The sequence below is a fragment of the Sorangium sp. So ce117 genome (assembly GCF_051524395.1).
GTDB classification, from domain to species: domain Bacteria; phylum Myxococcota_A; class Polyangia; order Polyangiales; family Polyangiaceae; genus Sorangium; species Sorangium cellulosum_B.
The window spans coordinates 6,178,033-6,200,906 of record NZ_CP150309.1 but is presented as its reverse complement, the minus strand read 5'-3'; the positions used below and the strand labels follow the sequence as shown (position 1 = coordinate 6,200,906).

The window sequence follows — 22,874 nt, the reverse complement described above, 5'->3', positions numbered from 1 at the left end:
GGGCCATGTCCGAAGCGTCCTCGAAGAAACCGACCGACGGCCCGCCCGAGCCCCTGTTCGACAGGGTGGCGACCGAGCTGAACTTCCCCGCCGACGAGGCGAAGATCCTCGCCTTCTGGAAGCAGCGCCGCATCTTCGAGAAGACGCTCCGCGCCGAGACCCGCGCCACCGGCCCCTCGCGGGGCACGTTCGTCTTCTACGAGGGCCCGCCGACCGCCAACGGCATGCCCCACAACGGCCACGTGCTCACGCGCGCCGTGAAGGACGTCTTCCCCCGGTACAAGACCATGCGCGGCTACGACGTGCCGCGGAAGGCCGGCTGGGACACGCACGGGCTGCCGGTCGAGGTCGAGGTCGAGAAGGAGCTGCGCATCCACGGCAAGGCTGATATCGAGCGGTACGGCGTCGAGCCGTTCATCTCGCGCTGCGTCGACTCCGTCTTCCGGTACACCGAGGCGTGGGAGAACCTGACCGACAAGATCGGCTTCTGGGTCGACCTCGACAGCGCCTACGTCACCTACCATCGGAGCTACGTCGAGAGCGTCTGGTGGGCGCTCTCCCAGCTGCACAGGAAGGGGCTGCTCTACCGCGGCCACCGCGTCTGCTGGTGGTGGCCCCAGGGCGGGACGGCGCTCAGCGCGGCCGAGGTCGGCTCGAACTACAAGACGGTCGACGACCCCAGCGTGTTCGTCGCGTTCCCGCTCGTCGACGAGCCAGACACCGCGCTCTGCGCCTGGACGACGACCCCGTGGACGTTGCCCTCGAACGGCTACGCCGCGGTCCGGCCCGAGTTCGATTACGTCGTCGTGGACGCGGGCGCGCCCGCGGGGGGCGCGGCGCCCGTGGCCGGCAAGCTCATCGTGGCTGCAGCGCTGCGCGAGGAGCTCGCCAAGAAGTTCAAGCGAGACCTGCCCGTCCTCCGCGAGCTCAAGGGGAGCGAGCTCGTCGGCAAGCGCTACCGCCCGCCGTTCGACGCCTTCACGAGGTCGCTCGAGGGCGCCTCCCTGCGCAGGAAGGACGGCAAGGCAGAGCCGCTCTACTGGGTCGTCCTCGGCGCGGATTTCGTCACGCTCGACTCCGGCACCGGCATCGTCCACGTCGCGCCCGCGTTCGGCGAGGACGACTTCAACGCGCACCGGCGGCGGATCGCGGAGCTCGCCGAGCCGGGCGCCGACGTCCCGATGCTCTGCGCGGTGCGGCCGGACGGCACGTTCGAGCCGGGGCTCACGGCGTTCTCGGGCCTCTGGGTGAAGGACGCCGATCCGCTGATCATCAAGGATCTCGCGGCCCGCGGGCTGCTCGTCCACGAGGAGAAGTATCGCCACGACTACCCGTTCTGCTGGCGCGCGGACGACGACCCGCTGATCCAGCTCGCGCGGCCGGCCTGGTACATCAGGACCCGGGACAACATCGACAAGGCGATCGCCAACAACCGCGCGGTCCACTGGCACCCGTCCCACATCCAGGAGGGCCGCTTCGGCGACTTCCTCGCCAACAACGTGGACTGGGCGCTCTCGCGCGAGCGGTACTGGGGGACGCCGCTCAACGTCTGGGTCTGCGCGAACGACGAGGAGCACCAGCTCGCCCCGGCCTCGGTCGCCGAGATCGAGGCGCTGAACCCGCGCGCCTTCGACCACTTCCGCGACGCCAAGAAGGCCGACCCCGGCCTGAACGATCACCTCATCGTCCACAAGCCGTGGATCGACAAGGTGACGTTCCCCTGTCCGACGTGCGGCGGCGAGATGCGCCGCGTGACCGAGGTCATCGACGCCTGGTTCGACAGCGGGAGCATGCCGTTCGCGCAGTGGGGCTACCCGCACGCGGAGGGCTCGAAGGAGCTGTTCGATCGCGCGTTCCCGGCGGACTTCATCAGCGAGGCGATCGATCAGACGCGGGGCTGGTTCTACTCGCTGCTGATGGTCTCGACGCTGGTCTTCGACGAGGCGACGCAGGAGAAGCTCGGGCTGTCGCGGATCCGGAGCTACCCGCACCCGTACCAGACGTGCGTCGTGCTCGGGCACGTCTGCGACCGCGAGGGCAAGAAGGAGAGCAAGTCGAAGGGCAACTACACGCCGCCCGAGGTCATCCTCGAGCGCGTCCGGATGGAGTTCGCGGCGGCCGACGGCGGAGGCGCCGGGCTCGGCGCGGCGAAGGACGGCATAGCGATCATCGCGCGCGAGGACTACGAGGGGCTCGATCTCACGGGCGACTCGGCGAAGGTGCGGGTCTACCGCGCCGATCGCGAGGGCGCGGCGCTGACGCTGGAGCTCAGGCCGGCGACGGGCAACAAGCGCCTCCCGCGCCGCATCGTCGCGCTCTCGCGCGGAGACCTCGATCGCCTGGGCCTCTCGCCGGCCGACAAGGCGCTCTCGGTGATGCCCAACGACGTGCCCAGGCTGCCGCAGGACCAGCGCGTCTTCATCGAGGATCCGGCGACGCCCGCGCCCGGGGCCGACGCGTTCCGCTGGTTCTTCTACGCGTCCTCCCCGCCGTGGACGAACACGCGCCACTCGCTCACGAACGTGCGCGCGTACCAGAAGGAGTTCGCGGTCAAGCTCCGGAACGTCTACTCGTTCTTCACCATCTACGCGAACATCGACGGCTTCTCGCCCGCGGAGGGGAACCCGGGCGCGACGGACACGTCGCCTGCGGCGCTCGCGGCGAGCGCCGGTTACCGGCCGGCGCGGGAGCGGTCGCTCCTCGACCGGTGGATCCTGTCGGAGCTCGCGCTCGCGACGCGGGAGGTGACGGCGCACCTCGACGAGTACCGGCTGTACGAGGCGGCGCAGCGGCTTGTCGACCTCGTGGACGCGCTCTCGAACTGGTACGTCCGCCGGAGCCGCGCGCGCTTCTGGGCTCCTTCGATCGGCGATACGCTGGAGGTTGCGCCGGGGACTGTGCGCGCGGCTCAGGACAAGCGCGACGCGTACTTCACGCTGTACGAGGTGCTCGTCGCGCTCGCCAAGCTGAGCGCGCCGTTCACGCCGTTCCTCGCCGAGGCCCTGTACCAGAACCTCGTGCGGCGGCCGTGGCCTGCGTCGCAGCCGGAGAGCGTCCACCTCGTGGCGTTCCCCGAGGCGGACGCAGCCGCGGTGGACGAGCCGCTCGCGATCGAGATGCGCGCGGTGCGCGAGCTCGTCTCGCTCGGCCTGCAGGTGCGCACGGCGAACAAGCTCAAGGTGCGGCAGCCGCTCTCGCGGGCCGACATCGTGCTGTCGCAGCAGGGGCTGGCGGCGGCGCTCGCGGAGCACGTGCCGCTCATCGCCGAGGAGCTCAACGTCCACGCGGTGCGCTTCCTGGAGCCCGGCGAGGAGGGGAGCGCGGTCCGCTACGTCCTCAAGCCGAACTTCCGCGCGCTCGGGCCGAAGCTCGGCAAGAAGGTGCAGCTCGCGAAGCAGGTCCTGGCGAAGGCCGACGCGGCGGCGCTCCGCGCGGCGCTCGCGACCGAGGGCAAGATCGCGATCGCGCTCGACGGCGAGCAGGTCGAGCTCGGCCCCGAGGAGATCGACGTCGCGGTCGAGGCGGGCGAGGGGTTCGCGGCGGCCGGCGGCCGCGCGGGGGTCGTCGTGCTGCACACGGCGCTCACGGACGCGCTCCGCGACGAGGGGCTCGGCCGGGAGATCCTCTCGCGGGTCCAGGGGCTGCGCAAGGAGCTCGACCTCGGCTTCACCGAGCGGATCCGGCTCGCGCTCGACGGCGGCGAGCGGGCCCGCAAGGTCGCCGAGGCGGCGCGCGAGATGCTCATGCAGGAGGCGCTCGCCGCCGAGCTCGTGCTGGGCGCGGCACCCGCGGCGTGGGGGCAGGCCGAGCGGCGTGAGGTCAACGTCGACGGCGAGGCGCTCGCGATAACGCTCGCGCGGACGGCGTGAGGGTGCGTGGACGAGCCCTCGCCATGAGCCAGGCATGATCACCAAGGTCTTCGCCAGAAACTACCGCAGCATCGGCGAGGTGGAGCTGCCGCTCGCGGAGCTCACGACGCTCGTCGGGCCGAACGCCTCGGGGAAGAGCAACATCGTGGACGCGGTGCGGTTCCTCGCCGATTGCCTACGGGCGCCGCTCGGCTTCGCGATGACCATGCATCAGCGGCAGGGGTTCGGATCGCTCCTGCATCAGGGCGACACGGCGTCGTTGGGGCTGACCGTCGGTGCGGAGGTATGCACTGACGGCGGCCTGGGTGTCTGGGCCTTCACGCTCCAGCCGGCAGGCGGCGACGGCGGTTTCGAAGTGAAGAGCGAGCGAGCTGCGTGGGTGCAAGGGGGAGCCCCTGGCACCTGGGCAGGTCAGGAGCTGGAGAGACTGCTGCGCCTGGAGGACGTGCCCGATCTGCAGGAGGCCTTGAGGAGCCAGCACGGCTCCGGTTTTGTTCGGTTCGGAGGACTTCATGTCAGCAAGGTCGGCGACATCGTCGGGCTGCTCTCCCCGCCCACCCAGACGGCGCTGGCGCTGCCTCAAGTCTCGCACGAGGCTCTGAGGCCGCTCGCAGACGAGCTCAATCGGGTGGCGATGTACTCGCTGTTTCCTAACGAGCTGCGCCCGCCGCGTGCGCCGAATCCCGAGAGGCCGATGATGGCGAACGGCGAGAACTGGGCCTGGACGCTCTCGTCGCTGGACAAGGAAAGCTGGGGTGACGAGCTTCTTTGTTCCTTGAGCCGCATCGCCGGGGATGTCGACGACTACCGTGTCATTCGTGCCGGCGGGTTCTTGATCCCAGAGTTCCGCCACGGCGTCGACGCGTCGGGCGACGGGCGCTGGCGCGGCGCCGCGCAGGAGTCGGACGGGACGCTGCGCGTCGCGGCGATCCTCACGGCTCTCTTTCAGGAGCCGCCGCTGTCGCTCATCGGCGTCGAGGAGCCGGAGCTTGCCGTCCACCCTGGCGCCCTTCCGGTGCTCTTCGATTTTCTGAGCGAGGCCTCACGCCGCAGCCAGATCCTCCTCACGACGCACAGCCCTGATCTCCTCGATCTGCTGCCTGTCGATAGTCTTCGCGTCGTGGAGCGGCGAGGCGGTGCGACCACCGTCTCGCGCGTGGACGAGCGGCAGCGCGACCTCGTGCGCAAGCGCCTGATGTCCACCAGCGATCTTCTCCACGCCGAAGGCCTCCGCCCCGAGGGGAACGCCGGCGATGGGTAGGGCCTACCTGGTCGTCGAGGGCCACGGCGAGGTCGAGGCGGCGAGGAACCTGGTCATCCGGCTCTGGGCCGACCTCGGGCTGCCGCACGCCGTCTGGGGTGCTCCCAAGCGCGGCAAGGCGCTCAACACCCGCGCCGGCGTGCTGCAGGCCTGCGAGCTCCTGCGCAGCGAGCGCGACTGCGCGTTTGCGCTGCTGCTCCGTGACGAGGATGACGGATGCCCAGCCACCGCCGGCCCCGAGACAGCGGCATGGATGGCGGCCGCGAGCCTTCCGTTCCCCGTCGCCGTGGTGCTGGCGCACCGGGAGTTCGAGGCGTGGTTCCTGCCGTGTATCCACCTCATGGCGGGGCGGGAGATCCGGCCTGGCGTGCGCATCGCCGAGGGCACGACGTGCCCGGAAGATCCCGAGGGCATCCGCGACGTGAAGGGGTGGCTCTCGAAGCATTTCCCGAGAGGCAAGGCGTACAAGCCCACGCTCGATCAGCTCAAGCTCACCCAGTGGATCGACTTCGCCGTGCTCCGCACCTCCGGGGCGAGGTCGTTCCGCACGCTCGAGAACGCGCTGCGGTTCCTCGCCGCGCCCGCCGCTCTCAAGGTCTACCCGCCTCCGCGGTCCTAGCGCCAGACGGCCCCGTACGAGCGCCCCCGCCCGGGCGCTCGGCGCGTGTTCAGTACCGCTCGCCGTCGTTCTTCGGCGCCATGGGCCACGCCGGCGCGCTCTCGTCGTTGATCGTCGTGCCGCCGTTCGTGAACGCGCCGGCCATGCGCAGGAAGCCGGCGGGGAAGTCGAGCGTCGGCGCCGAGAGCGCGTCGAGCGCGGCCACCTGATCGGGCGCGAGCTTCACCTCCAGGGAGGCGAGGTTGTCGTCGAGCTGCGCCAGCGTGCGCGCGCCGATGATGGTGGACGTGACGCCCGGCCGGGCCACCACCCAGGCGAGCGCCACGCGCGCCGGCGTGGTGTCGAGAGCCCTGGCGATCTCGACGAGCTTGTCGACGATGGCGTACGCCTTGTCGGTGAGCGCGGAGAGCACGAACGGGCCGCGGTCGGTCTTGTGCTTGCCGGCATTTTCCCGCGTGTACTTGCCGGAGAGCACGCCGCTCTTGAGGGGCGACCAGGGCGTGACGCCGAGGCCCAGCTCGCGCGCCATGGGGATGAGCTCCCCCTCCACCGTGCGCTCGAGGAGCGAGTGCTCGATCTGCAGCGCGATGAACTGCGCCCACCCGCGGAAGCCCGCCAGGCCGTGCGCCTGCGCCACCTTCCACGCCGGCGTGTCGGAGACGCCGACGTAGCGGACCTTGCCGGCCGCCACCAGATCGTGGAGGGCTCGCACGGTCTCCTCGATGGGCGTGTTCCTGTCCCAGACGTGCATCCAGTAGAGGTCGATGTAGTCGGTCTGCAAGCGGCGCAGCGACTGCTCGCACTGCGCGAAGATGGCCTTCCTCCCGGCGCCACCCCCGTTGGGGTCGCCGAGGTAGAGGTTGGCGGTGAACTTGGTGGCGATCACCGCCCGGTCGCGCTTGCTCGGATGGCGGCCGATGTGATCGCCGATGATCTTCTCGGAGTGGCCCTTGGTGTAGGCGTTGGCGGTGTCGATGAAGTTGCCGCCGCGCTCGATGAAGCGATCGAGGATCGCCTCGGACTCTTTGACGCTGGATCCGAAGCCGTGGTCTTCGCCAAAGGTCATGGCGCCGAGGCACAGGGGGCTGACGCGCAGGCCGGAGCGGCCGAGGGTGACGTAGTGGTCGAGGTTCATCGTGGTCCTCCTGGGGGTTCGGGCTGAAGCGCCCTCGCTGGACCGCACCGTGCGCCCGTGCCGGCGTGCAATCTTGGAGGAAACGGCCGAGACGGGGCCGGGTGGGTTGATGGCTGTCCGACGCGAGCCCACGATGGTGAACGTGGTGGGATCGATTGAACAGGCGATCGCGCGGCGCGCCCCGCATCCGGAGGCCGGCGCGCCGGCGTCGCGTGTGCTCCGCAATTTCGTCGTCGCCGTCCGCGCCAGCGCGCCGCCGGTCACGAACCTCGACCTGCTGCCCGATGGCACGACGTCGCTGGTCTTTCGCCTCCTCGACGCGGACCGCGCCGACATCGTCGTCCTCGGGCCCAAGACGCGCGCCGTGTACAAGCGCGTGCCGCGCTTCCTGCTCGCGGTGCAGGTGGTCTTTCGACCTGGCGGCGCGTACCCCTTCTTCGGTGTGCCGATGGACGAGCTCGCCGATCGCATCGTTCCGGCGCGCGATCTCTGGGGCCGACGCGCCGACGCACTGCTTGAGCAGCTGGTGGCGGTCGGGGCCGGCGTCACGCGGGACCCCGCGCGGGCTCGCCTGGAGGCGATCGAACGCGCCCTCGAGGGCCGCATGCTCGGTCCCGACGTGTTCGAGCCCGCATCGGCGGCCGTCGCGCGCGCCGCGCTCCGGAAGCTCTCGCTCGGAGGGATCACCGTGGAAGAGACGGCGAGCGCGCTCCACGTCAGCCCCCGGAACCTGCGGCGCGCCTTCGTTGCGACCGTCGGCGTCTCGCCGAAGCAGTACGCGCGCATCGCCCGCTTCCAGCGCGTCGTCTCGAACGCGCAGGTCGCCCGCGGGTCGTGGTCGGAGATCGCCCTCGCGAGCGGGTACTGCGATCAGCCGCACCTGGTCAGGGAGTTCCGTGAGCTCGCGGGTCTCTCGCCGGTGGCGTTCATGAAGCGACGCTCGACCGGCGAGATCAGCGGCTCCGGCGGAAGCCGTGGGTGAACGCTCCAGGGCGTTCGATGCGACCGCGCGGATCGCGGGGCTCCGGCGCGATTACGTGCCGGGCCTTACGATCCTGCGGGGGTGACCGCCTCGCATCGAGGGGCGGCGCTCCTTCCGCAAGGATCTTGTTGCGGACATCGCTGGCGAGGCGTTCGATGATCTTCGTCGGGTGGGGCGCATCGGAGATTTTCAGGACGGTACCGAGACCGAGGGCCGCGTATCGCCGGCCCGTGACGGGCGACAGCCTGCCCGGTGCACGTCCTCGAAGCGAGGCTCCGCGCCGCGATGATCACCCACGTCTACGTCAGCAACTACGGCAGCGTCGGGGCTGGGCTCGAGCTCACGCTCGGGTCGCTGACCGCGCTCGTCGGTCCGCCGGGCTCGGGCAAGGGCTGCCTGCTCGACGCGGTGCGGTTCCTCGCCGAGTGCGCCAACGGGGCGTTCGATCTGGCGGCGGCGAACCGACGCGGCGGCGGCGCGCTGGACGGCGCGCGCGGCGACGGCGCGCTCACCACGCTCGGGGTCGCGGTCTCCAGGACCGAGGGCCACGGGTTCTGGCTCGTGCAGCTCGCGCCGGGAGAGCGGGAGGGCGAGGCGCGCGTCAAGAGCGAGACGGCCGCGTGGTGGCAGCGCAGCGCGCTCACGCGGCTCGTCAAGCCTGGCCTGCGCGAGGTCTTCGACGCCGGCAGCGACGCGCCCGAGGTCTCCTTCGACCGGCTGAAGGGCAGCCCGAAGGGGTTCTCGCGCAAGGACAAGGGGCGCAGCGGCACGCTCGCGTACCGCGGTGTCGCCCCCATCGCCGTGAGCGGCACGAAGCTCGTCCTGCCGCTGCTCTCCGATGGACCGCTCACCCCGATGCTCGACGAGCTGCGCCGGGCGGTCCTCTACTCCCTCGCGCCGCGCACGCTGCGCTCGCCCCAGAAGCTCAGCGCTTCCCGGCGCCTCAAGGCGAGCGGCGACAACTGGGGCTCGGTCCTCCGCGCGCTCGCGAAGGAGCGATGGCAGGACCAGTTCCTCGCGGGGCTGTCCCAGGTGATCGGCGACGTCGACGGCGCCCGCGCGTCGTCGTCCGGCGGGTTCCTCGTCCCGGAGCTGCGCCACGGCGTCGACGGCGACGGGCGCGAGCGTTGGCGCGCCGCCGCGGACGAGCCGGACGCCACGCTGCGGCTGGCCGCCATGGTCACGGCGCTCTCGCAGGAGCCCCCGCTCGTGCTCGCCGGCTTCGAGCACCCCGACGCGGGCGTCGATCGCGCCGCGCTCCCGGCGCTCCTCGAGTACCTGCGCGGCGCGTCCGCCCAGCGCCAGCTCCTGCTCACGACCGAGAGCCCCGCGCTCCTCGACCTCCTGCCGCCCGACGCCGTCTACTCGGTGGAGCGCCGCGGCGGCTCGACCGCCGCGTCGTCCATCGACGAGGCGCAGCGGAGGGCGCTCAGGGAGCGGCTCGGCGCCCCGGAGAGCCAGCGCTCCCCGGCGGCGCGCGCTGGGCGCCCGCCCGGCGCCCCCTGAGCCCGCCCGAGCGTCGCTACGACGCGAGCCGCTCCCCCGGCGGCGCGAGCGGCGACGCGCGGTAACGCGCGAGGAGATCCTCCGGATCGAGGTAGATCGCCGCGCACCCGGCCTCGAGGAGCTCCATTTCAGGGAAGCCTCCGCAGAGGAGCCCCACCGAGAGGAGGCCGAGCTTCGCCGCGGCCTCGGCGTCGGACGGCGCGTCGCCGACGAGCACGACCTCGCGAGGATCGACGCTGCCGAGCCGGTCGAGCGCCGCCTCGACGACGTCGGGGCGCGGCTTCGACCTGTCCGCGTCGTCGGCCGAGACCGTCCACGAGACCAGATCGCCCACCCGGGCGAGCTCGACGCTGGCGTCGAGCTCACCGCGCGGCGTCGGCGAGGCGAGCACGATCCGGCGCCCGTCGCGCGCGACGCGCTGGAGCAGCTCGCGCACGCAAGGGAACGCCCGGGCGCCCGGGAGGAGCTCGCGCCCGTAGATCTGGTCGCGCAGGGAGGAGATCCCGGCGCCGATCCAGCCGAGCTCCTCGGGCGAGAGGAACGTCTGCAGCAGCTGGTCCGCGCCCTTGCCGACCTGGCCGCGCAGCTTCTCCCGCGGGACCTCGCGGCCGAACCGCCGGAAGGCCTGCTGCCAGGCGGCCGCGTGCAGATCGACGGTGTCGAGGATCGTGCCGTCGACACCGAAAATGACGGCGCTGACGCTGACCATGGCGCGACACGTGGCGCAGGGCGGGACGCACCGCCATCGGAGGGCTCCCGACGGCCCTATCGCGCCGCGGCGGCTGCGCTCGGCCGGAGTCGCGATAGACTGGCCGGGGAGGGCGAGCGGGCAGGGCGATGACGACATGAACAGGCGGCTGTCTGCACTCGCGGTCCTCCTCGGCGGGCTGCTCGGCCCGGCCGGCGCCGCGGCGGCCGAGCCGGCGCTTGTCGCGGTCGATCTGGACGACGACGACGCCGACGGCGTGCCGGACGGCGAGCAGCCCCGCGCGCCGCCCGCCCCGGAGCTCCTGGCGCTGCGCGCGCCGCGCGGCGCGAGCCAGGCGCCCGCGGCGATCCCCGCCGGCCTGCGGCTCCTCGTCGACGGCAGCCCGGTCAAGCCCGGCGCGGCGATCCCTGCGGGCGCCCGCCGCCTCGAGATCCAGGCGGTCCGCGCCGGGCGCAGCGAGATCGCGCTCTTCGGCGAGGCGCGGATGATCAGCGCGTTCGAGGTGCGCGCGATCGACGGCGCCGGGCGGCGCATCGACATGGCGCGCTCCCACGCCTCGCTGCAGCGCACGCCCCCGGACCGGCTCGGCGACGATCCGTTCGCGAACCTCGACGATCCCGACGCGATCCGGCTGCTCGTCATCGGCGCGCCGGAGGATCTGCCGCTCACGCTCGACGTCCACTCCGCGGCGCCGTCCGGCGGGGTGATCGATCGCCTCTCCGACGTGCCGCTCGGCCACGTGCGGTGCCCGGAGGACGTGCCGCCGGGCCTCGTGTGCGGATCGACGCGCCCCCTCCGGGTGGTCGCGGACGACATCGATCGCAACCACCCGATGATCGTCGATCGCTCCGTGAAGGGCGAGGTCGGCGGGGCGCTCGTCGTCGCCCTGCCCGGCGGGCCGAAGATCCAGATGACCCGCGTCGCCGGCCCGCGCGCCTCGCCGCTCGGGCCGCTCGGGCGCACGCGCGCGCGTCTCCGGATCGTCATGGTGCGCCCCCGCGCCGGCGGCCCGCCGCCGATGGGCGGCGACGACGCGGGCGCGCTCGCCATCGCGCGCGCGGAGGTCGAGCGGGCGAACGCCCTCTGGGGCGCGTGCGGCGTGAGCTTCGGCCCGCCCGAGGCGCTCGACGTCACCTTCGTCGATCCGCCGCGCCCGCACCTGCTCGCGATCGGCTGCGACCACGGCCTGCCGGCCAGTGGCGGCGCGATCCGGGTGCGCGTCGACGGCCACGAGGTCACCGCGGCGATCGCGCCCCGCGCGCGCCCCGACGCGGCGGCCCGGGCCGTCGCCGCGGCGATCGCCGCGGCGGGGTTCTCGGTGCGCCTCTCCGACAACCCGGCCATCGGCGCGGGCGCCTACGGGACCACCGACGTGCTCGTGCGGCGGCCGGGCGGCGCGCTCGCGACCATCGAGCCGCCGGCGGCGGGCGCGCTGAGCACCGACGCGACGCTCACGGCGTGCATCGGCGCCGTGGACCTCGACGACGGACTCCAGCACTTCAGCGACACGGATGCCATCGCCGGCACGGTCGAGGAGCGGGCGCTGCTCAAGGCGTTCGACGACGGCGACCCTTCGACCGTCGACGTCGTGATGGTCCCGAGCTTCGCGGGCGGCGGGCGGATCGGCGAGTCGTTCATCTTCGCCGACGGCGGCGCGATCCGGAACACGATCATCGAGGATCGCGCCGGCCTGCGCGCGGATCGCGCGTCGTTCGCGCTGGCGCACGAGCTCGGCCACGTGCTGCTCGACGAGCCGGGGCACCCGGACGATTTCGGGATCGACACGCCGACCCGGCTGATGGACGCCGACGCGGCCAACGCCTCCGCGTACGGGCCGCGCCGCCTGACCGTCGACGAGTGTGCGCGCGCGATCCGACAGAGCGGCGCGGCGGTGCCGCGCCCGGGCCAACAGAGCGGCGCGGCGGCGCCGCGCCCGGGCCAACAGAGCGGCGCGGCGGCGCCGCGCCTGGGTGGGCACCCGCCGCGCGGCGCGAAGGGCGCTCCGGCGGGGGCCGAGGCGGAGGCGCAGGGCGGCGCGCCCGGGTTCCGGCCGAGCGGCCCGGTGCCGCTGCTCGCGCCGTGGCCGCTCGCCCCGCTCGGTCGAGAGAGGTGAAACGCCGCTTCGCGCTGTGGTAGGAGCGGGCCCATGCGGGTCCCCCAGCGGAGCGGCCTCTTCAGCGGCGTCGCAGCCCTCGCGTGCGCCTCGGTCCTGCTCGAGATCTCGCTCGCGCGGATCTACGCGGCGCTGTTCGGCGAGATCCACGCGTTCCTCGCGCTCTCGCTGTCGCTCGTCGGCGCGGGCGTGGGTGGCGCGCTGCTCTACGTCGTGCCGTCGCTCGCCCGCCCGCCGGCGCTCTTCGCCCGCATGGCGACCCTCGCCGCGCTCGCGTCGGGCGCGACCCTCGCCGCGGTCATCCTGCTCGCGCACCGCGAGCCCCTGTCCGTCCCCGCGCCGGGGTCGCTCCCGTGGCTCGCGCTGTGCTACGCGGCCTCCACGGTCCCGTTCGCGCTCGCGGGCCTCGCGCTCGCGGCCGCGATCCGGCACGCGGCGCCGGAGATGCCCCGGCTCTACCTGCTCGATCTCGTCGGCGGCGCGCTCGGCGGTCTCGCCGCGGCCGGCGCGCTCCGCGCGGGCGCGCCCCGCGCCGCGCTCGCGGCGGCGATCTTCTTCGCGGTGGCGGGCATCTTCTTCTATCTCGGGTCGCGCTGCTGCGAGGGCGAGGAGCGGGCGCCCGGCGGCCTCGTCGCCACGTTCGTGCTCGGCTCCTTCGTGTTGCTCGCCGGCGACGTCGGCGCCCCGTGGCTCCGGCTCGCCGGCATCCGCCGGGCGTCGCCCGACCGGACCGAGCACGAGGCCTGGACCGAGCGCTCGCTGATCACCGTCGATCGACCGAAGGCCGGCGCGGCGCTGATGCGGCTCGGCGGCGCCGCGGTGAGCCCGATCCTCGACGCGAAGGCGACGCCCCCGCCGCAGCCCGAGGACATGGCGTACGCGCTGCACAAGGACCAGGGCCCCGCGCTCGTCGTCGGCGCCGGGGGCGGGCGCGACGTGCGCGCCGCGCTCAAGGCCGGGCAGAAGGACGTGGTCGCCGTCGAGGGCGACCGCGGCGTCCTCGAGGTGATGCGCGGGAGGTACGCCGCGTTCAGCGGCAACCTGTTCGACAAGCCCGAGGTCCACCTCGTGGTGGGCGACGGGCGGAGCTTCGCCAGGCGCACGCCGCTGCTCTTCAGGAACATCGTGATCCCGTCGGCCGACACGGTCGAAGCGTCCACGACCGGCGCGCTCGCGCTCTCGGAGAGCCGGCTCCACACGCTGGAGGGCGTCGGGGACTTCCTTTCGCGCCTCCTGCCCGAAGGCACGCTCGTCCTGACCCGCGCGGACGCGGACTTCGATCGGCTGCTCTCGCTCGTGACCGCGGCGCTGCGCCGCGCGGGCGTGGCCGCGCCGAAGGACCACCTCTTCGCGTGCAGCGCCGCGCAGAAGACCGCGCTGCTCGCCCGGCGCACGCCGCTCGCGCGCGAGGACGTCGACGCGCTCCGCCGCCACTGCCGCAAGCACAGGTTCTCGGAGGTCCTCGCCCCCGACCGCTCGGCGACCCCGGTCCGCAGCCTGCTCGTCGCGGCCGCCGCGCCCACGGCGGCCGCGCGCGTCGCCGAGGGCGCGGCGGCGGAGGCCGATCTGACGCCGCCCACCGACGACAGGCCGTTCTTCGCGTACACCGTCCCGGCGCGCCGCCTGCCCGCGGTGCTCGGCGACGTCGGGGCCCTCCGCGCCGGGCACACGGCCCTCTTCGCGCTCGCGCTGCTGCTCGCCGTCGGCGCGGTCCTCTCCGCGCTCGGCGTGCTGTTCCCGGCGCTCGCCGCGCGCCGTCGGCGCGGGCGCCTCGCGCCGCAGGACGCGCCCGCGCAGACGGCGCGCGCGTCGACCGCGTCGTCGACGCCGCCCGCCCGAGCGCTCGCGTTCTTCGCCGCGATCGGCGCGGGGTTCGCCCTCGTCGAGCTGGCCGTGTTCCGGCACGGTCTCCTCCTGCTCGACCTGCCCGCGCACGAGCTCCCGGCCGTGCTCGTGATCCTCCTTGTCTCGGCCGGCGTGGGCGGTTACCTCACCGCCCGGGTGGCCCCTGGCGCCGCGACGGCGGTCTCCGCGAGGGTGGCGGAGGCGCTCGCCGTGGCCGCGGCGCTCTCGGCGGTGGGCCTCGTGCCGCTCGCGCGGTGGGGCCTCGGGCTCGGGGCCTTCCCGCGCGCGCTCCTCGCCATCGCGCTCCTCGTGCCGTTCGGCGTGCTCGCGGGCTCGCTCGTGCCGCTCGGGGTCAAGATCGTGGACTCGGTCTCGTCGGCGCTGCTGCCGTGGTGCTGGGCGCTCTGCGCCTTCGCGGGCGCGACCGCGATGGCGCTCGGCGCCCTGTGCGCGCTGAACCTCGGCTACAGCGCCCTGCTGCTCGGCGCGGGCCTCGCTTACCTCCTCGCCGCGGCGACCGTGCCGCCCGCCGCGGCCGGGGCGACCGCCGCGGGAGACGACGAGCGAGCGGTGTCGCCCGGAGGCGCCGCTGGCGAACCACCGCCCCGGGACGCCGCAGGGGCGCAGCCCGAGACCCTCGAGGCGGCGCCGATCGCCTGAGCGCCCGACGCCGCCGGCGCCGCCGGCGTCACCGCCGCGCGGCCAGCAGGAGGTGCGCGAGCAGGCCCGCGATGTTGTGGGCGTCGTCGACGCCGCGGTGGTGCGTGCCCGCGAGCGGCAGGCCGGCGCGCTCCAGGGCCTCGGCCATCCCCACCTCCCGCGACAGCGCGTGCGTCACCGCGAAGAGGCTCTTCACGTTGAGGTGGCTCGGCCCGAACGGGAGCGGCACGCCGCGCGACTGGCACTGCCGCTCGAACATGCGCCGGTCGTAGTCGCCGTAGCTCGCCCAGAGGCGATCCTGCGCCTTGAGCTCGCTCCGGAGCGTCGCGCACGCCTCCCTGAACGACACGCCCGCGTCGACATCCGCCTGCGTCAGCGTCGTGAGCCCCGTACAGAACGGGCTCACGCGCGAGCGCTCAGGGCGCACCAGGATCGAGCGCCGCTCCCGGCGCCGGCACGAGGCGACCTCCAGCGGGCACACGCCGATCTCGATGATCTCGTTCTCTTCGCCCGGCGGCGGGTCGCCGTCCCAGCAGGTCGATTCCACGTCGATCACGAGAATGAGATCAAGACGCTTCGCCACGTCGTCGCCCTCGGCATGTAGTGAGGAGTGCGCCGCGAAGGTAACGGGGATCGGGACGCAATTTCCTTCAGGATTTTCCTGACCGTCCGGAAACGCCTTGGGCGGTTCGCTTCGTCCGGGCAAAAACTGAGTAGAAACGGGACATAAGCCGGAGGTGCACCCACACGTCGTTGGTCGTTTAGGCACCCAATCCGCTTGCTTGGCGGGCCTGGTCCATGGACACTCGTCAGGTAATTTCTGACGAGGTTCTCTACGTGGATCCTGGCTCCCAACTGCGTTGCTCCTCCGGTTCGGCCAGGGAGAGGTCTGTGAACGCTGAGGCGCTGCCTGACCCTGCCGACGCGGGCCGCGGTCCAGCCGAGGAGCGACAGTTGCCGCCTCGTTCCGGGATCGTCCGCCACGCGGGCCGCGAGCGGGGGGCGCCGAAGGGGCTCCCGCCGGGGCGTGGCGCCGGGGCGGTAGGCGGGATCACCACGGCGGCCCCGGCGTGTGGGCGGCTGGCGGTCGACCCGCTCGTCGGTCGTACAGAGCACGGACTGCACATCGAGCGGCTCATCGCCGAGGGGGGGATGGGCGCGGTGTACGCGGCCCGCCGCGCCGCGACGGGAGAGCCGGTCGCCCTCAAGGCGCTCCGGCGCGTGCACGCGGGGGACTCCGGGATCGAGAGCCGGTTCGCCCGCGAGGTGCGGCTCGCCCGCCGCATCGACCACCCGAACGTCTGCCCCGTGCTCGGCGAGGGGCGCCTCGAGGACGGGCGGCCGTTCTTCGTGATGCCGCTCTTCGACGGCGTGACGCTGAGCGAGGAGGTCCGGCAGCGCGGCCCCTTGCCGATCGGCCGCGCGCTCGCCCTCGCCGACCAGATCCTCGCCGGCCTCGCGGCGATGCACGCGGCGAAGGTCGTCCACCGCGACCTCCAGCCCGGCAACATCCTGCTCGTCCCCGGGGCGCGGGGCGCCGGGGCAGGGGAGGGCGCGACGACGGTCAAGCTCATCGATCTCGGCTTCGCGCACGAGCCCGGCGTCGACACGGGCGACGGCGTGACGCCGGACAGCCCCGGGTCGCTCGTCGGCACGCTGCTCTTCATGTCGCCGGAGCAGGCGATGCGGAGCCGCGCGATCACCGAGCGGAGCGACCTGTTCGCGGCCGCGCTGCTCATCTACTACGCCCTCTCGGGCAAGCTTCCCTTCCGGGGCCGGGGCGATCTCGACGTGCTCGTCGCGATCGTGCGGTCCGCGCCCGTGCCCCTCCGGCGGGAGCGCCGTGATGTCCCGCGCGTGCTCGACGAGGTGCTCTCGCGGGCCCTGTCCAAGCACCCCGACCACCGCTTCCCCAGCGCCTCGGCGATGCGCGACGCCCTCGCCGGCGTGCCGGTGTAGCCAAGGCAGCGCTCCGCGCGCCCCGGCGCCGGCCCGCTCCTTGCCACGACGGTGCCGCCTGCACCGCGCCGCCCGGCACCGCGATCCGAGGCTGTGCACGCGCTGCTCAAGCGCGGCGGCGCGGGGCGGTGAGCTTCACGCGAGGGGAACCCCATGGACGCACTCGATCTCTTGGAGCAGCAGCATCTCGAAGTCAGCGCCCTGATGGCGCGCATCGCCGCCGAGCCCAGCCCGGGCCTCCGGACGGCGATGGTCGCGCAGCTCTCCCGGATGATCGACGCGCACGTACGCATCGAGGAGACGTACCTCTATCCGGTGTGTGCCGAGCGGATGGCCGGAGACAGGAAGCCGCTCCACGACGCGTACGAGAAGCACGGCCTCGCGCGCTTCGCGGCGGACAACCTGCTGCGCACGCGCGTGACCGATGTGCGCTTCGAGGCGCGCCTCCGGCTCCTGCGGGACATTTTCGCCCACCACGCCGACGAGGAGGAGGACATCCTGTTCCCCAAGGCGAAGCGGGGCCTGACGGACGAGCAGCTCGACGTGATCGGCAGCGATCTGGAGCGCGCTTACGAGGTGCTGCTGCGCGTCGGCGTGCCCGCGGGCGCCCCGCTCGCGCGCTCGCAGCGCGGCTGGCCCCGGCGCGGCGCCCACGCCGTGCGCGCCCTGCGCCCCGTCTCACGGCGCCGGGGCGAAGCCCTCCGCGTCCGCGGCTGCTAGAGAGCGACGGTCACCCGCTTCGGATACGGGCCCATCTCGACGTTTTCGGTGCTCAGCGCACCGGAGTGCGCTTCCGCGCCGAAAACGCCGATCTGGGCCCGTCTCCTGTGCGGGTGACCGTCGCTCTGTGCTGCGGGGGGCGGGGCGACGCTCTAGACGGGGACGGGGCCGCCGAACGCGCCGAGGAAGCGCGCGATCCAGACGGCGAGCATCAGGACCGCCAGCGCGATGCCGAGCCGCGTGATCCACGCGCCCTTCATCCCTTCGGCGGCCGCGATGCGGCCGTCCTTCACGTAGATCGCCGCGTTGTACGCGAGCGCGGCGATCACGAGCGGCGCCATGACCGGGGAGAGAGGGTGGAGCCGCAGCGCGTCGGCCAGGTGGCCCTGCGCGAGGGCGAGCGTCGCGCGCGTGAGCCCGCAGCCGGGGCAGGGGTGGCGGGTGACGATCGCGAACGGGCAGAGCGGGGCGCCGCACGCGACGAGGAGCCCGAGCACCGCCGCCACCGTGCCCAGGCGCGCAGCGCGGCCGCGCACGTGCGCCGCGCTCCATCGGGACAGGGCCGACGGAGCGGGCGAACGGGCTTCGGTCGAGCTGGACGGCGACACGGCGGAGGACCGCGGCGCGGGTCAGGCGGCGTTCGGGTCCCAGACCTCGTTGAGGTCCTTCGCGAGGGCGTAGAGCGGGAGGAAGACGTAGAGCACGATGCCCTCGGCCTGCTGGTTGCGCGAGCCGGCCATCTGCTTGGCCCGGGTCACCTGCTCCGGCACCTTCACCCAGAGGAAGTAGTAGTTGAGGAACGGGATGAAGAGGTACCAGGGCTTGAACTCGGGGTCCTTCGTCGCCTGCTGGAGCTCGTTCAGCATCGCCCACATCTGCCAGAGGGCGTAGAGGAAGCAGACCATCCCGATCACGCACACCGTGACCGGATTGCGGATCTCACCCTTCGCGCCCGGGGCCATCGAGCCGCCGCCGCCGTACACGCCCAGGTTGCTGGCCGCCTGGCCGAACTGGCCGGGCGCCGACATCTGAGCGCCGCCGGGCGACCCGCCGTAGCCGGGATCGCTCACGCCCGGAGGGCTGCCGTAGCTGCCGCCGGGCGATCCGCCGTAGCCGCCACCCGGGGGGTTGCCATAGCCGCCAGCCGGCGACCCGCCATAGCCGCCGCCCGGAGGGCCGCCGTAGCTGCCGCCCGGGGGGCTGCCGTAGCCGCCGCCGCCCATCGGGTCCTGGCCCGGAGGCGGCCCGTACCCGCTGGCGCCGTGCTGCGGAGGCTGCCCGTAGCCGGGAGGCGCGCCGCCGGGCGGCTGCCCGTAGCCGGGAGGCGCGCCGCCGGGCGGCTGCCCGTAGCCGGGAGGCTGCCCGTAACCAGGCGGCTGCCCGTAACCGGGCGGCTGCCCGTAGCCGGGAGGCGCGCCGCCGAGGCCGCCCATCGGGTCCTGGCCCGGGGGCGGTCCGAACGGATTCCCACCCGGGCCGCCCTGCGGGGGCTGGCCGTAGCCGCCCTGAGGGGGCTGGCCGTAGCCGCCGGGCGGAGGAAACGCGCCGGGCGGCGCGCCCGCGGCCCCGCCCATGCCGCCGGGCGGCTGGCCCGGGGCGCCGTACCCGGGCAGCTGGTCGATCGCCATGGTGCCGCCGAGCGGGTTCACGCCCTGGGGCTGCTGGCCGAACGGCGCATAGCCGCCCGACGGGCTCGCGGCCGCGCCGCCGAAGGCCGGGCCAGACGGCTGCTGTCCGCCGGGGGACGGCGAGCCGTAGCCCATCCCGGGAGGAGGCGGGGCAGGGGGAGGCCCCGCCGAAGCGCCGAGCCCCGCCGGCGGGACGCCGACCACCGTGCCGGCGAGGCCCTGCGGCGGGCTCGGGATCGCGGCCATGCCCGGCGGCGCTCCGGCAGGAGGCGCCGGAGGCGGAGGCGCCCCCGGCGCGCGCGGACCCGCCGCGCCCGCCCCGGAGGACGGCTGACTCATCAGCATGGTGCCCTTGAACTTCGGCGCGGCTGCGCTCTTCAGGTTGTAGCCGCACTTCGTGCACGTGGACGCCGTTTCCGAGTTTTGCGTCCCACAATTCGGACAGAACACGCACCACCTCCGGCGGGGGATTCGCTGTTACGGATGTCCGCGCCCCTGCGCGTCGTAATGGGCGCCGAGGGTAGTTGAAGCGCGTTCCGGTTCTCAAGTGAAAGACGAAGAACGCTGCGGACTTCTCGGCAGGCTACGCGGTCTTCGTCAGAAAACCCAGGGAGTACCGCGTGGCCACGTGATCCAGGCGAGGGGCGGGGACGGGGGGGGTCCAGGCGGGGGGCCCGCGTTTACGACCACGACCACGACCACGACCACGACTAGGAGAACGATCTAGGGCACGGGCACCTCGGGGGGGAGACGTCCGGTTTCTGGGCAGCGGCAGGCTTTGTGTGGTCCGCTTTATGTTTCCCCCCCGGCGCGCCTTGACAGTGACCACCGTCGCTCACTAGCGTGCCCGCGCCTCGGGACGGCTCCGTACGACGGACAACCGAATGCCCGGCCGCCGGTGCGCGGGGCTGTCCGCCTCCGGCAGGCGCCTCCAGATCGGAGGCGCACGAGGGTGCGCCCGGTCTGCCGGGCGGACCCTCGCTGAAAGGGGCCCGCGTTGCGGGGTCCCGACTGCATGTGGAAGCGGGCACGCCGCGAGCGCGGCGCGCCCAGGGAGCCAGCGGACCGTGCCAACAGCCGACATGACCGAACAATTTGCTCTGACCGCCGAGCGGCGAACCGAGTTCGAGAAGATCCTCGCGCGCTACCCGAACCGCCAGGCCGCGTGCATCCCCGTGCTCCACCTCTGCCAGGAACAGGAGGGGTGGGTCTCCGAGCGGGTGCTCCGCTGGGTCGCCGAGCAGCTCGGCCTCTCGGCGGCGCACGTCCAGGGGGTCGCGACCTTCTACACGCTCTTCAACAAGGAGCCCGTCGGCAAGCACCAGGTCTGGGTCTGCCGCACGCTGAGCTGCGCGCTCAACGGCGCGGATCAGGTGCTCCACCACTGCGAGAAGCGGCTCGGGATCCACGCCGGCGAGACCACGAAGGACGGGAAGATCACCCTGCGCACCGCAGAGTGCCTCGCCTCGTGCGGCACCGCCCCGATGATGCAGGTCGATCGCGACTACCACGAGGGCCTCACGCTCGAGAAGGTGGACGCGATCCTCGATCGGTTGACGAGGTGACGAGATGCTCCGGCTGACGCGCTATCTGACCAAGAACTACGACACGCCCGACGGCCACAAGCTCGCCGTCTACGAGAAGGGCGGCGGCTACCAGCAGGCGAAGCGCGCCCTCGGGATGACGCGCGAGGCGCTCGTCGAGGAGATGAAGGCGGCGAACATCCGCGGCCGCGGCGGCGCCGGCTTCGCGATGGGCGTGAAGTGGAGCTTCATGCCGTGGCCCCCGAAGCCCGAGCGGCCGCACTACCTCGTCATCAACGCGGACGAGGGCGAGCCCGGCACCTTCAAGGACCGCACCCTGATGGAGAAGAACCCTCACGCCGTCGTCGAGGGGTGCATCATCGGGTGCTTCGGGATCGGCGCCCACGCCGCGTACATCTACGTGCGCGACGAGCTGCACCTCTCGAAGGCGCGGCTCTGGGGGGCGATCGAGGAGGCGCGCGCGAAGGGCTACCTCGGCAAGCGCCCGTTCGGGATCGACTACCCCGTCGAGGTCTACGTCCACACCGGCGCCGGCGCGTACATCTGCGGCGAGGAGACGTCGCTCCTCAACTCGCTCGAGGGCAAGCGCGGCGAGCCGCGGCTCAAGCCGCCGTTCCCCGCCCAGTTCGGCGCGTTCGGGATGCCGACGACCGTGAACAACCTGGAGACGATCGCGGCCGTTCCCACGGCGCTCGAGCTCGGGGGGGAGAACTTCTCGAAGCTCTCCTCGCTGCACCACCTGAAGGACGGCGGCTGCCGGCTCTTCGGCGTGAGCGGCCACGTGAACAACCCCGGGATCTTCGAGGCGGCCGTCGGGGTCACGCTCCGCGACCTCATCTACGAGTACGGCGGCGGCGTGAAGCACGGCAAGCTCCTCGCGGTCATCCCGGGCGGCTCGTCGTGCCCGATCCTGCGCGCCGACGAGGTCGTCAACGCGCCGAGCGACAAGTCGCCGCTCCACCCGTGGCACGGCCAGAGCGTGCTCGACGTGCCGCTCGGCGTGGACACGTTCCGCGCGCTCGGGACGATGCTCGGGACCTGCTGCGCCATCGTGCTCAGCGACAAGGCGTGCCCCGTCCTCGCGATGCACAACCTGATGCGCTTCTACCGCCACGAGTCGTGCGGCCAGTGCACGCCGTGCCGCGAGGGCAGCGCCTGGATCCACCGGATCCTCGATCGCATCGTGCACGGCGAGGGGACGATCGAGGAGCTCGATCGGCTGCACGAGATCGCCGACAACATCATGGGCAACACCATCTGCGCCTTCGGCGAGGGCACGGCGATGCCCGCGCTCGGCTTCCTCCGGAAGTTCCGCAAGGAGTTCGAGGCGTACATCCAGACCAAGGGCCGCTCGTCGACAGGGGTGCTCACGCCGTGAAAATCTTCGAGTTCGCCTTCTTCGGGCTGGCGTCGCTGCTCGTCCTGCTCGGCGGCCTGGCCACGGTCGCGGCCAGGAACCCGATCCGCGGCGCGATGGGCCTGCTCACGTCGATCGTCGGCATCGCGGGGCTCTACCTGATGCTCTCGGCGGAGTTCCTCGCCGCGATCCAGATCCTCGTGTACGCGGGCGCGGTCGTCATCCTCTTCCTCTTCGTGATCATGCTCCTCGGCCCGTCGGCGACGTCGCCGCGCGACGCCCGCACCGCGGTGCCGCGCTACGTGGGCGCCGGCGTCCTCGGGGCGAGCAGCATCGGCGCGCTCGCCCTGGTCGCGAGCGCGTCGAAGCCCGGGGTCTTGGCCGTCCCGGCCGCCCCCGAGTCGCTCGGGACCATCGAGGCGCTCGGGCACGAGCTCTTCACGAAGGGGATCGTGCCGTTCGAGCTCTCGGGCGCGCTGCTCCTCGTCGCCGTGATCGGCGCCGTCGCCGTCGCCCGCGGCAAGCAGGTCGACCCGACGCTGCTGCCCGCCGGCGAAGGCCCGGACACCGCGTCGCCGGAGCCGGGCGATCAGGGGGCCGCGCAGCCGGGCGCCCTCGCGGGACACGCCACCCTGTCGGCGAAGGAGCCGCACTGATGATCTCCGTCCCCATCGAGTACTACCTCGTCGTCGCGGCGGTGCTGTTCGTGATCGGGTCGATCGGCTTCCTGCTGCGCAGGAACCTCATCGTCCTCCTGATGAGCATCGAGCTGATGCTCAACGCCGTGAACCTCACGCTCGTCGCGTACAACCGGGTGCACCCGCACGATCACGCCGGGCAGATCTTCACCTTCTTCGTCATCGCCATCGCGGCGGCGGAAGCCGCAGTCGGTCTCGCGATCGTGCTCGCGTTCTACCGCATCCGGAAGACGATGCGCTCGGACGACGCCGATCTCCTGAGGAGTTAG

At 73.0% G+C, this 22,874-nt stretch carries 18 protein-coding genes and 1 pseudogene; 13 read left to right on the top strand and 6 right to left on the bottom strand.

Annotated features, from left to right (window positions below):
• Positions 1-5 precede the first annotated feature (5 nt).
• Genes ileS through WMF46_RS23120 form a run of 3 tightly spaced genes read left to right on the top strand, consistent with a single transcriptional unit; the run spans position 6 to position 5,749 of the window.
• Positions 6-3,869 carry an isoleucine--tRNA ligase gene (ileS, locus tag WMF46_RS23130; protein ID WP_437987574.1) on the top strand — a complete coding sequence of 1,288 codons (3,864 nt, stop codon included), beginning with the start codon at positions 6-8 and terminating at the stop codon, positions 3,867-3,869.
• A 34-nt stretch (positions 3,870-3,903) separates the two neighbouring features.
• Positions 3,904-5,130 (top strand): AAA family ATPase, encoded by a 1,227-nt coding sequence (locus tag WMF46_RS23125; protein ID WP_437987573.1) that lies wholly within the window; start codon positions 3,904-3,906, stop codon positions 5,128-5,130.
• Positions 5,123-5,749 carry a DUF4276 family protein gene (locus tag WMF46_RS23120; RefSeq protein WP_437987572.1) on the top strand — a complete coding sequence of 209 codons (627 nt, stop codon included), beginning with the start codon at positions 5,123-5,125 and terminating at the stop codon, positions 5,747-5,749. Before WMF46_RS23125 ends, WMF46_RS23120 begins: the two co-directional genes overlap by 8 nt.
• Positions 5,750-5,798: 49 nt before the next feature.
• Here WMF46_RS23120 and WMF46_RS23115 read toward each other — a convergent pair whose 3' ends face one another.
• Entirely contained in the window at positions 5,799-6,884 is a 1,086-nt protein-coding gene (locus WMF46_RS23115; protein ID WP_437987571.1) for an aldo/keto reductase, read from the bottom strand.
• 109 nt (positions 6,885-6,993) lie between these two features.
• Between WMF46_RS23115 and WMF46_RS23110 the strand changes: the two genes are divergently transcribed.
• On the top strand, positions 6,994-7,866 hold the full coding sequence (locus tag WMF46_RS23110) for a helix-turn-helix domain-containing protein (RefSeq protein ID WP_437987570.1): 873 nt from the start codon (positions 6,994-6,996) through the stop codon (positions 7,864-7,866).
• Between the two features lie 252 nt (positions 7,867-8,118).
• Positions 8,119-9,372: an AAA family ATPase gene (locus tag WMF46_RS23105; protein ID WP_437987569.1), complete on the top strand. Its 1,254-nt coding sequence runs from the start codon at positions 8,119-8,121 to the stop codon at positions 9,370-9,372.
• A 16-nt stretch (positions 9,373-9,388) separates the two neighbouring features.
• On the opposite strand, the gene WMF46_RS23100 is transcribed toward WMF46_RS23105, so the two are convergent.
• Positions 9,389-10,081: an HAD family hydrolase gene (locus tag WMF46_RS23100; RefSeq protein ID WP_437987568.1), complete on the bottom strand. Its 693-nt coding sequence runs from the start codon at positions 10,079-10,081 to the stop codon at positions 9,389-9,391.
• 136 nt (positions 10,082-10,217) lie between these two features.
• Between WMF46_RS23100 and WMF46_RS23095 the strand changes: the two genes are divergently transcribed.
• Positions 10,218-12,194 carry an ImmA/IrrE family metallo-endopeptidase gene (locus WMF46_RS23095; RefSeq protein WP_437987567.1) on the top strand — a complete coding sequence of 659 codons (1,977 nt, stop codon included), beginning with the start codon at positions 10,218-10,220 and terminating at the stop codon, positions 12,192-12,194.
• A gap of 33 nt (positions 12,195-12,227) precedes the next feature.
• A complete protein-coding gene (locus WMF46_RS23090; protein WP_437987566.1) occupies positions 12,228-14,699 on the top strand; it encodes a hypothetical protein in 2,472 nt (823 codons plus the stop codon).
• Between the two features lie 28 nt (positions 14,700-14,727).
• Here WMF46_RS23090 and WMF46_RS23085 read toward each other — a convergent pair whose 3' ends face one another.
• Positions 14,728-15,282 (bottom strand): exonuclease domain-containing protein, encoded by a 555-nt coding sequence (locus tag WMF46_RS23085; protein WP_437979001.1) that lies wholly within the window; start codon positions 15,280-15,282, stop codon positions 14,728-14,730.
• A 371-nt stretch (positions 15,283-15,653) separates the two neighbouring features.
• On the opposite strand from WMF46_RS23085, the gene WMF46_RS23080 reads away from it, so the two are divergent.
• Both WMF46_RS23080 and WMF46_RS23075 read left to right on the top strand, forming a co-directional pair.
• Positions 15,654-16,658 (top strand): serine/threonine-protein kinase, encoded by a 1,005-nt coding sequence (locus tag WMF46_RS23080; RefSeq protein WP_437987565.1) that lies wholly within the window; start codon positions 15,654-15,656, stop codon positions 16,656-16,658.
• 153 nt (positions 16,659-16,811) lie between these two features.
• Positions 16,812-17,378, top strand: coding sequence for a hemerythrin domain-containing protein (locus tag WMF46_RS23075; protein ID WP_012236860.1), 567 nt, complete (start codon positions 16,812-16,814; stop codon positions 17,376-17,378).
• 152 nt (positions 17,379-17,530) lie between these two features.
• Here WMF46_RS23075 and WMF46_RS23070 read toward each other — a convergent pair whose 3' ends face one another.
• The 3 genes and pseudogenes from WMF46_RS23070 to WMF46_RS23060 all read right to left on the bottom strand — a co-directional run.
• Complete coding sequence (locus tag WMF46_RS23070) at positions 17,531-17,914, bottom strand: DUF2752 domain-containing protein (protein ID WP_437554938.1); 384 nt, start codon at positions 17,912-17,914, stop codon at positions 17,531-17,533.
• Positions 17,915-18,007: 93 nt separating this feature from the next.
• Positions 18,008-19,351, bottom strand: coding sequence for a hypothetical protein (locus WMF46_RS23065; RefSeq protein WP_437988050.1), 1,344 nt, complete (start codon positions 19,349-19,351; stop codon positions 18,008-18,010).
• Between the two features lie 39 nt (positions 19,352-19,390).
• Positions 19,391-19,456: pseudogene (locus tag WMF46_RS23060) on the bottom strand (zinc-ribbon domain-containing protein); the annotation flags it as partial.
• Between the two features lie 632 nt (positions 19,457-20,088).
• On the opposite strand from WMF46_RS23060, the gene nuoE reads away from it, so the two are divergent.
• From nuoE to nuoK, 4 genes are read left to right on the top strand one after another with little or no spacing between them, the layout of a single operon-like run.
• Positions 20,089-20,571: an NADH-quinone oxidoreductase subunit NuoE gene (gene nuoE / locus WMF46_RS23055; protein WP_044965469.1), complete on the top strand. Its 483-nt coding sequence runs from the start codon at positions 20,089-20,091 to the stop codon at positions 20,569-20,571.
• A gap of 4 nt (positions 20,572-20,575) precedes the next feature.
• Positions 20,576-21,928, top strand: coding sequence for an NADH-quinone oxidoreductase subunit NuoF (gene nuoF / locus WMF46_RS23050; protein ID WP_437554936.1), 1,353 nt, complete (start codon positions 20,576-20,578; stop codon positions 21,926-21,928).
• Complete coding sequence (locus WMF46_RS23045; RefSeq protein WP_437987564.1) at positions 21,925-22,563, top strand: NADH-quinone oxidoreductase subunit J family protein; 639 nt, start codon at positions 21,925-21,927, stop codon at positions 22,561-22,563. The genes nuoF and WMF46_RS23045 overlap by 4 nt, the downstream gene beginning before the upstream one ends.
• A complete protein-coding gene (gene nuoK / locus WMF46_RS23040; protein ID WP_437873556.1) occupies positions 22,563-22,874 on the top strand; it encodes an NADH-quinone oxidoreductase subunit NuoK in 312 nt (103 codons plus the stop codon). The genes WMF46_RS23045 and nuoK overlap by 1 nt, the downstream gene beginning before the upstream one ends.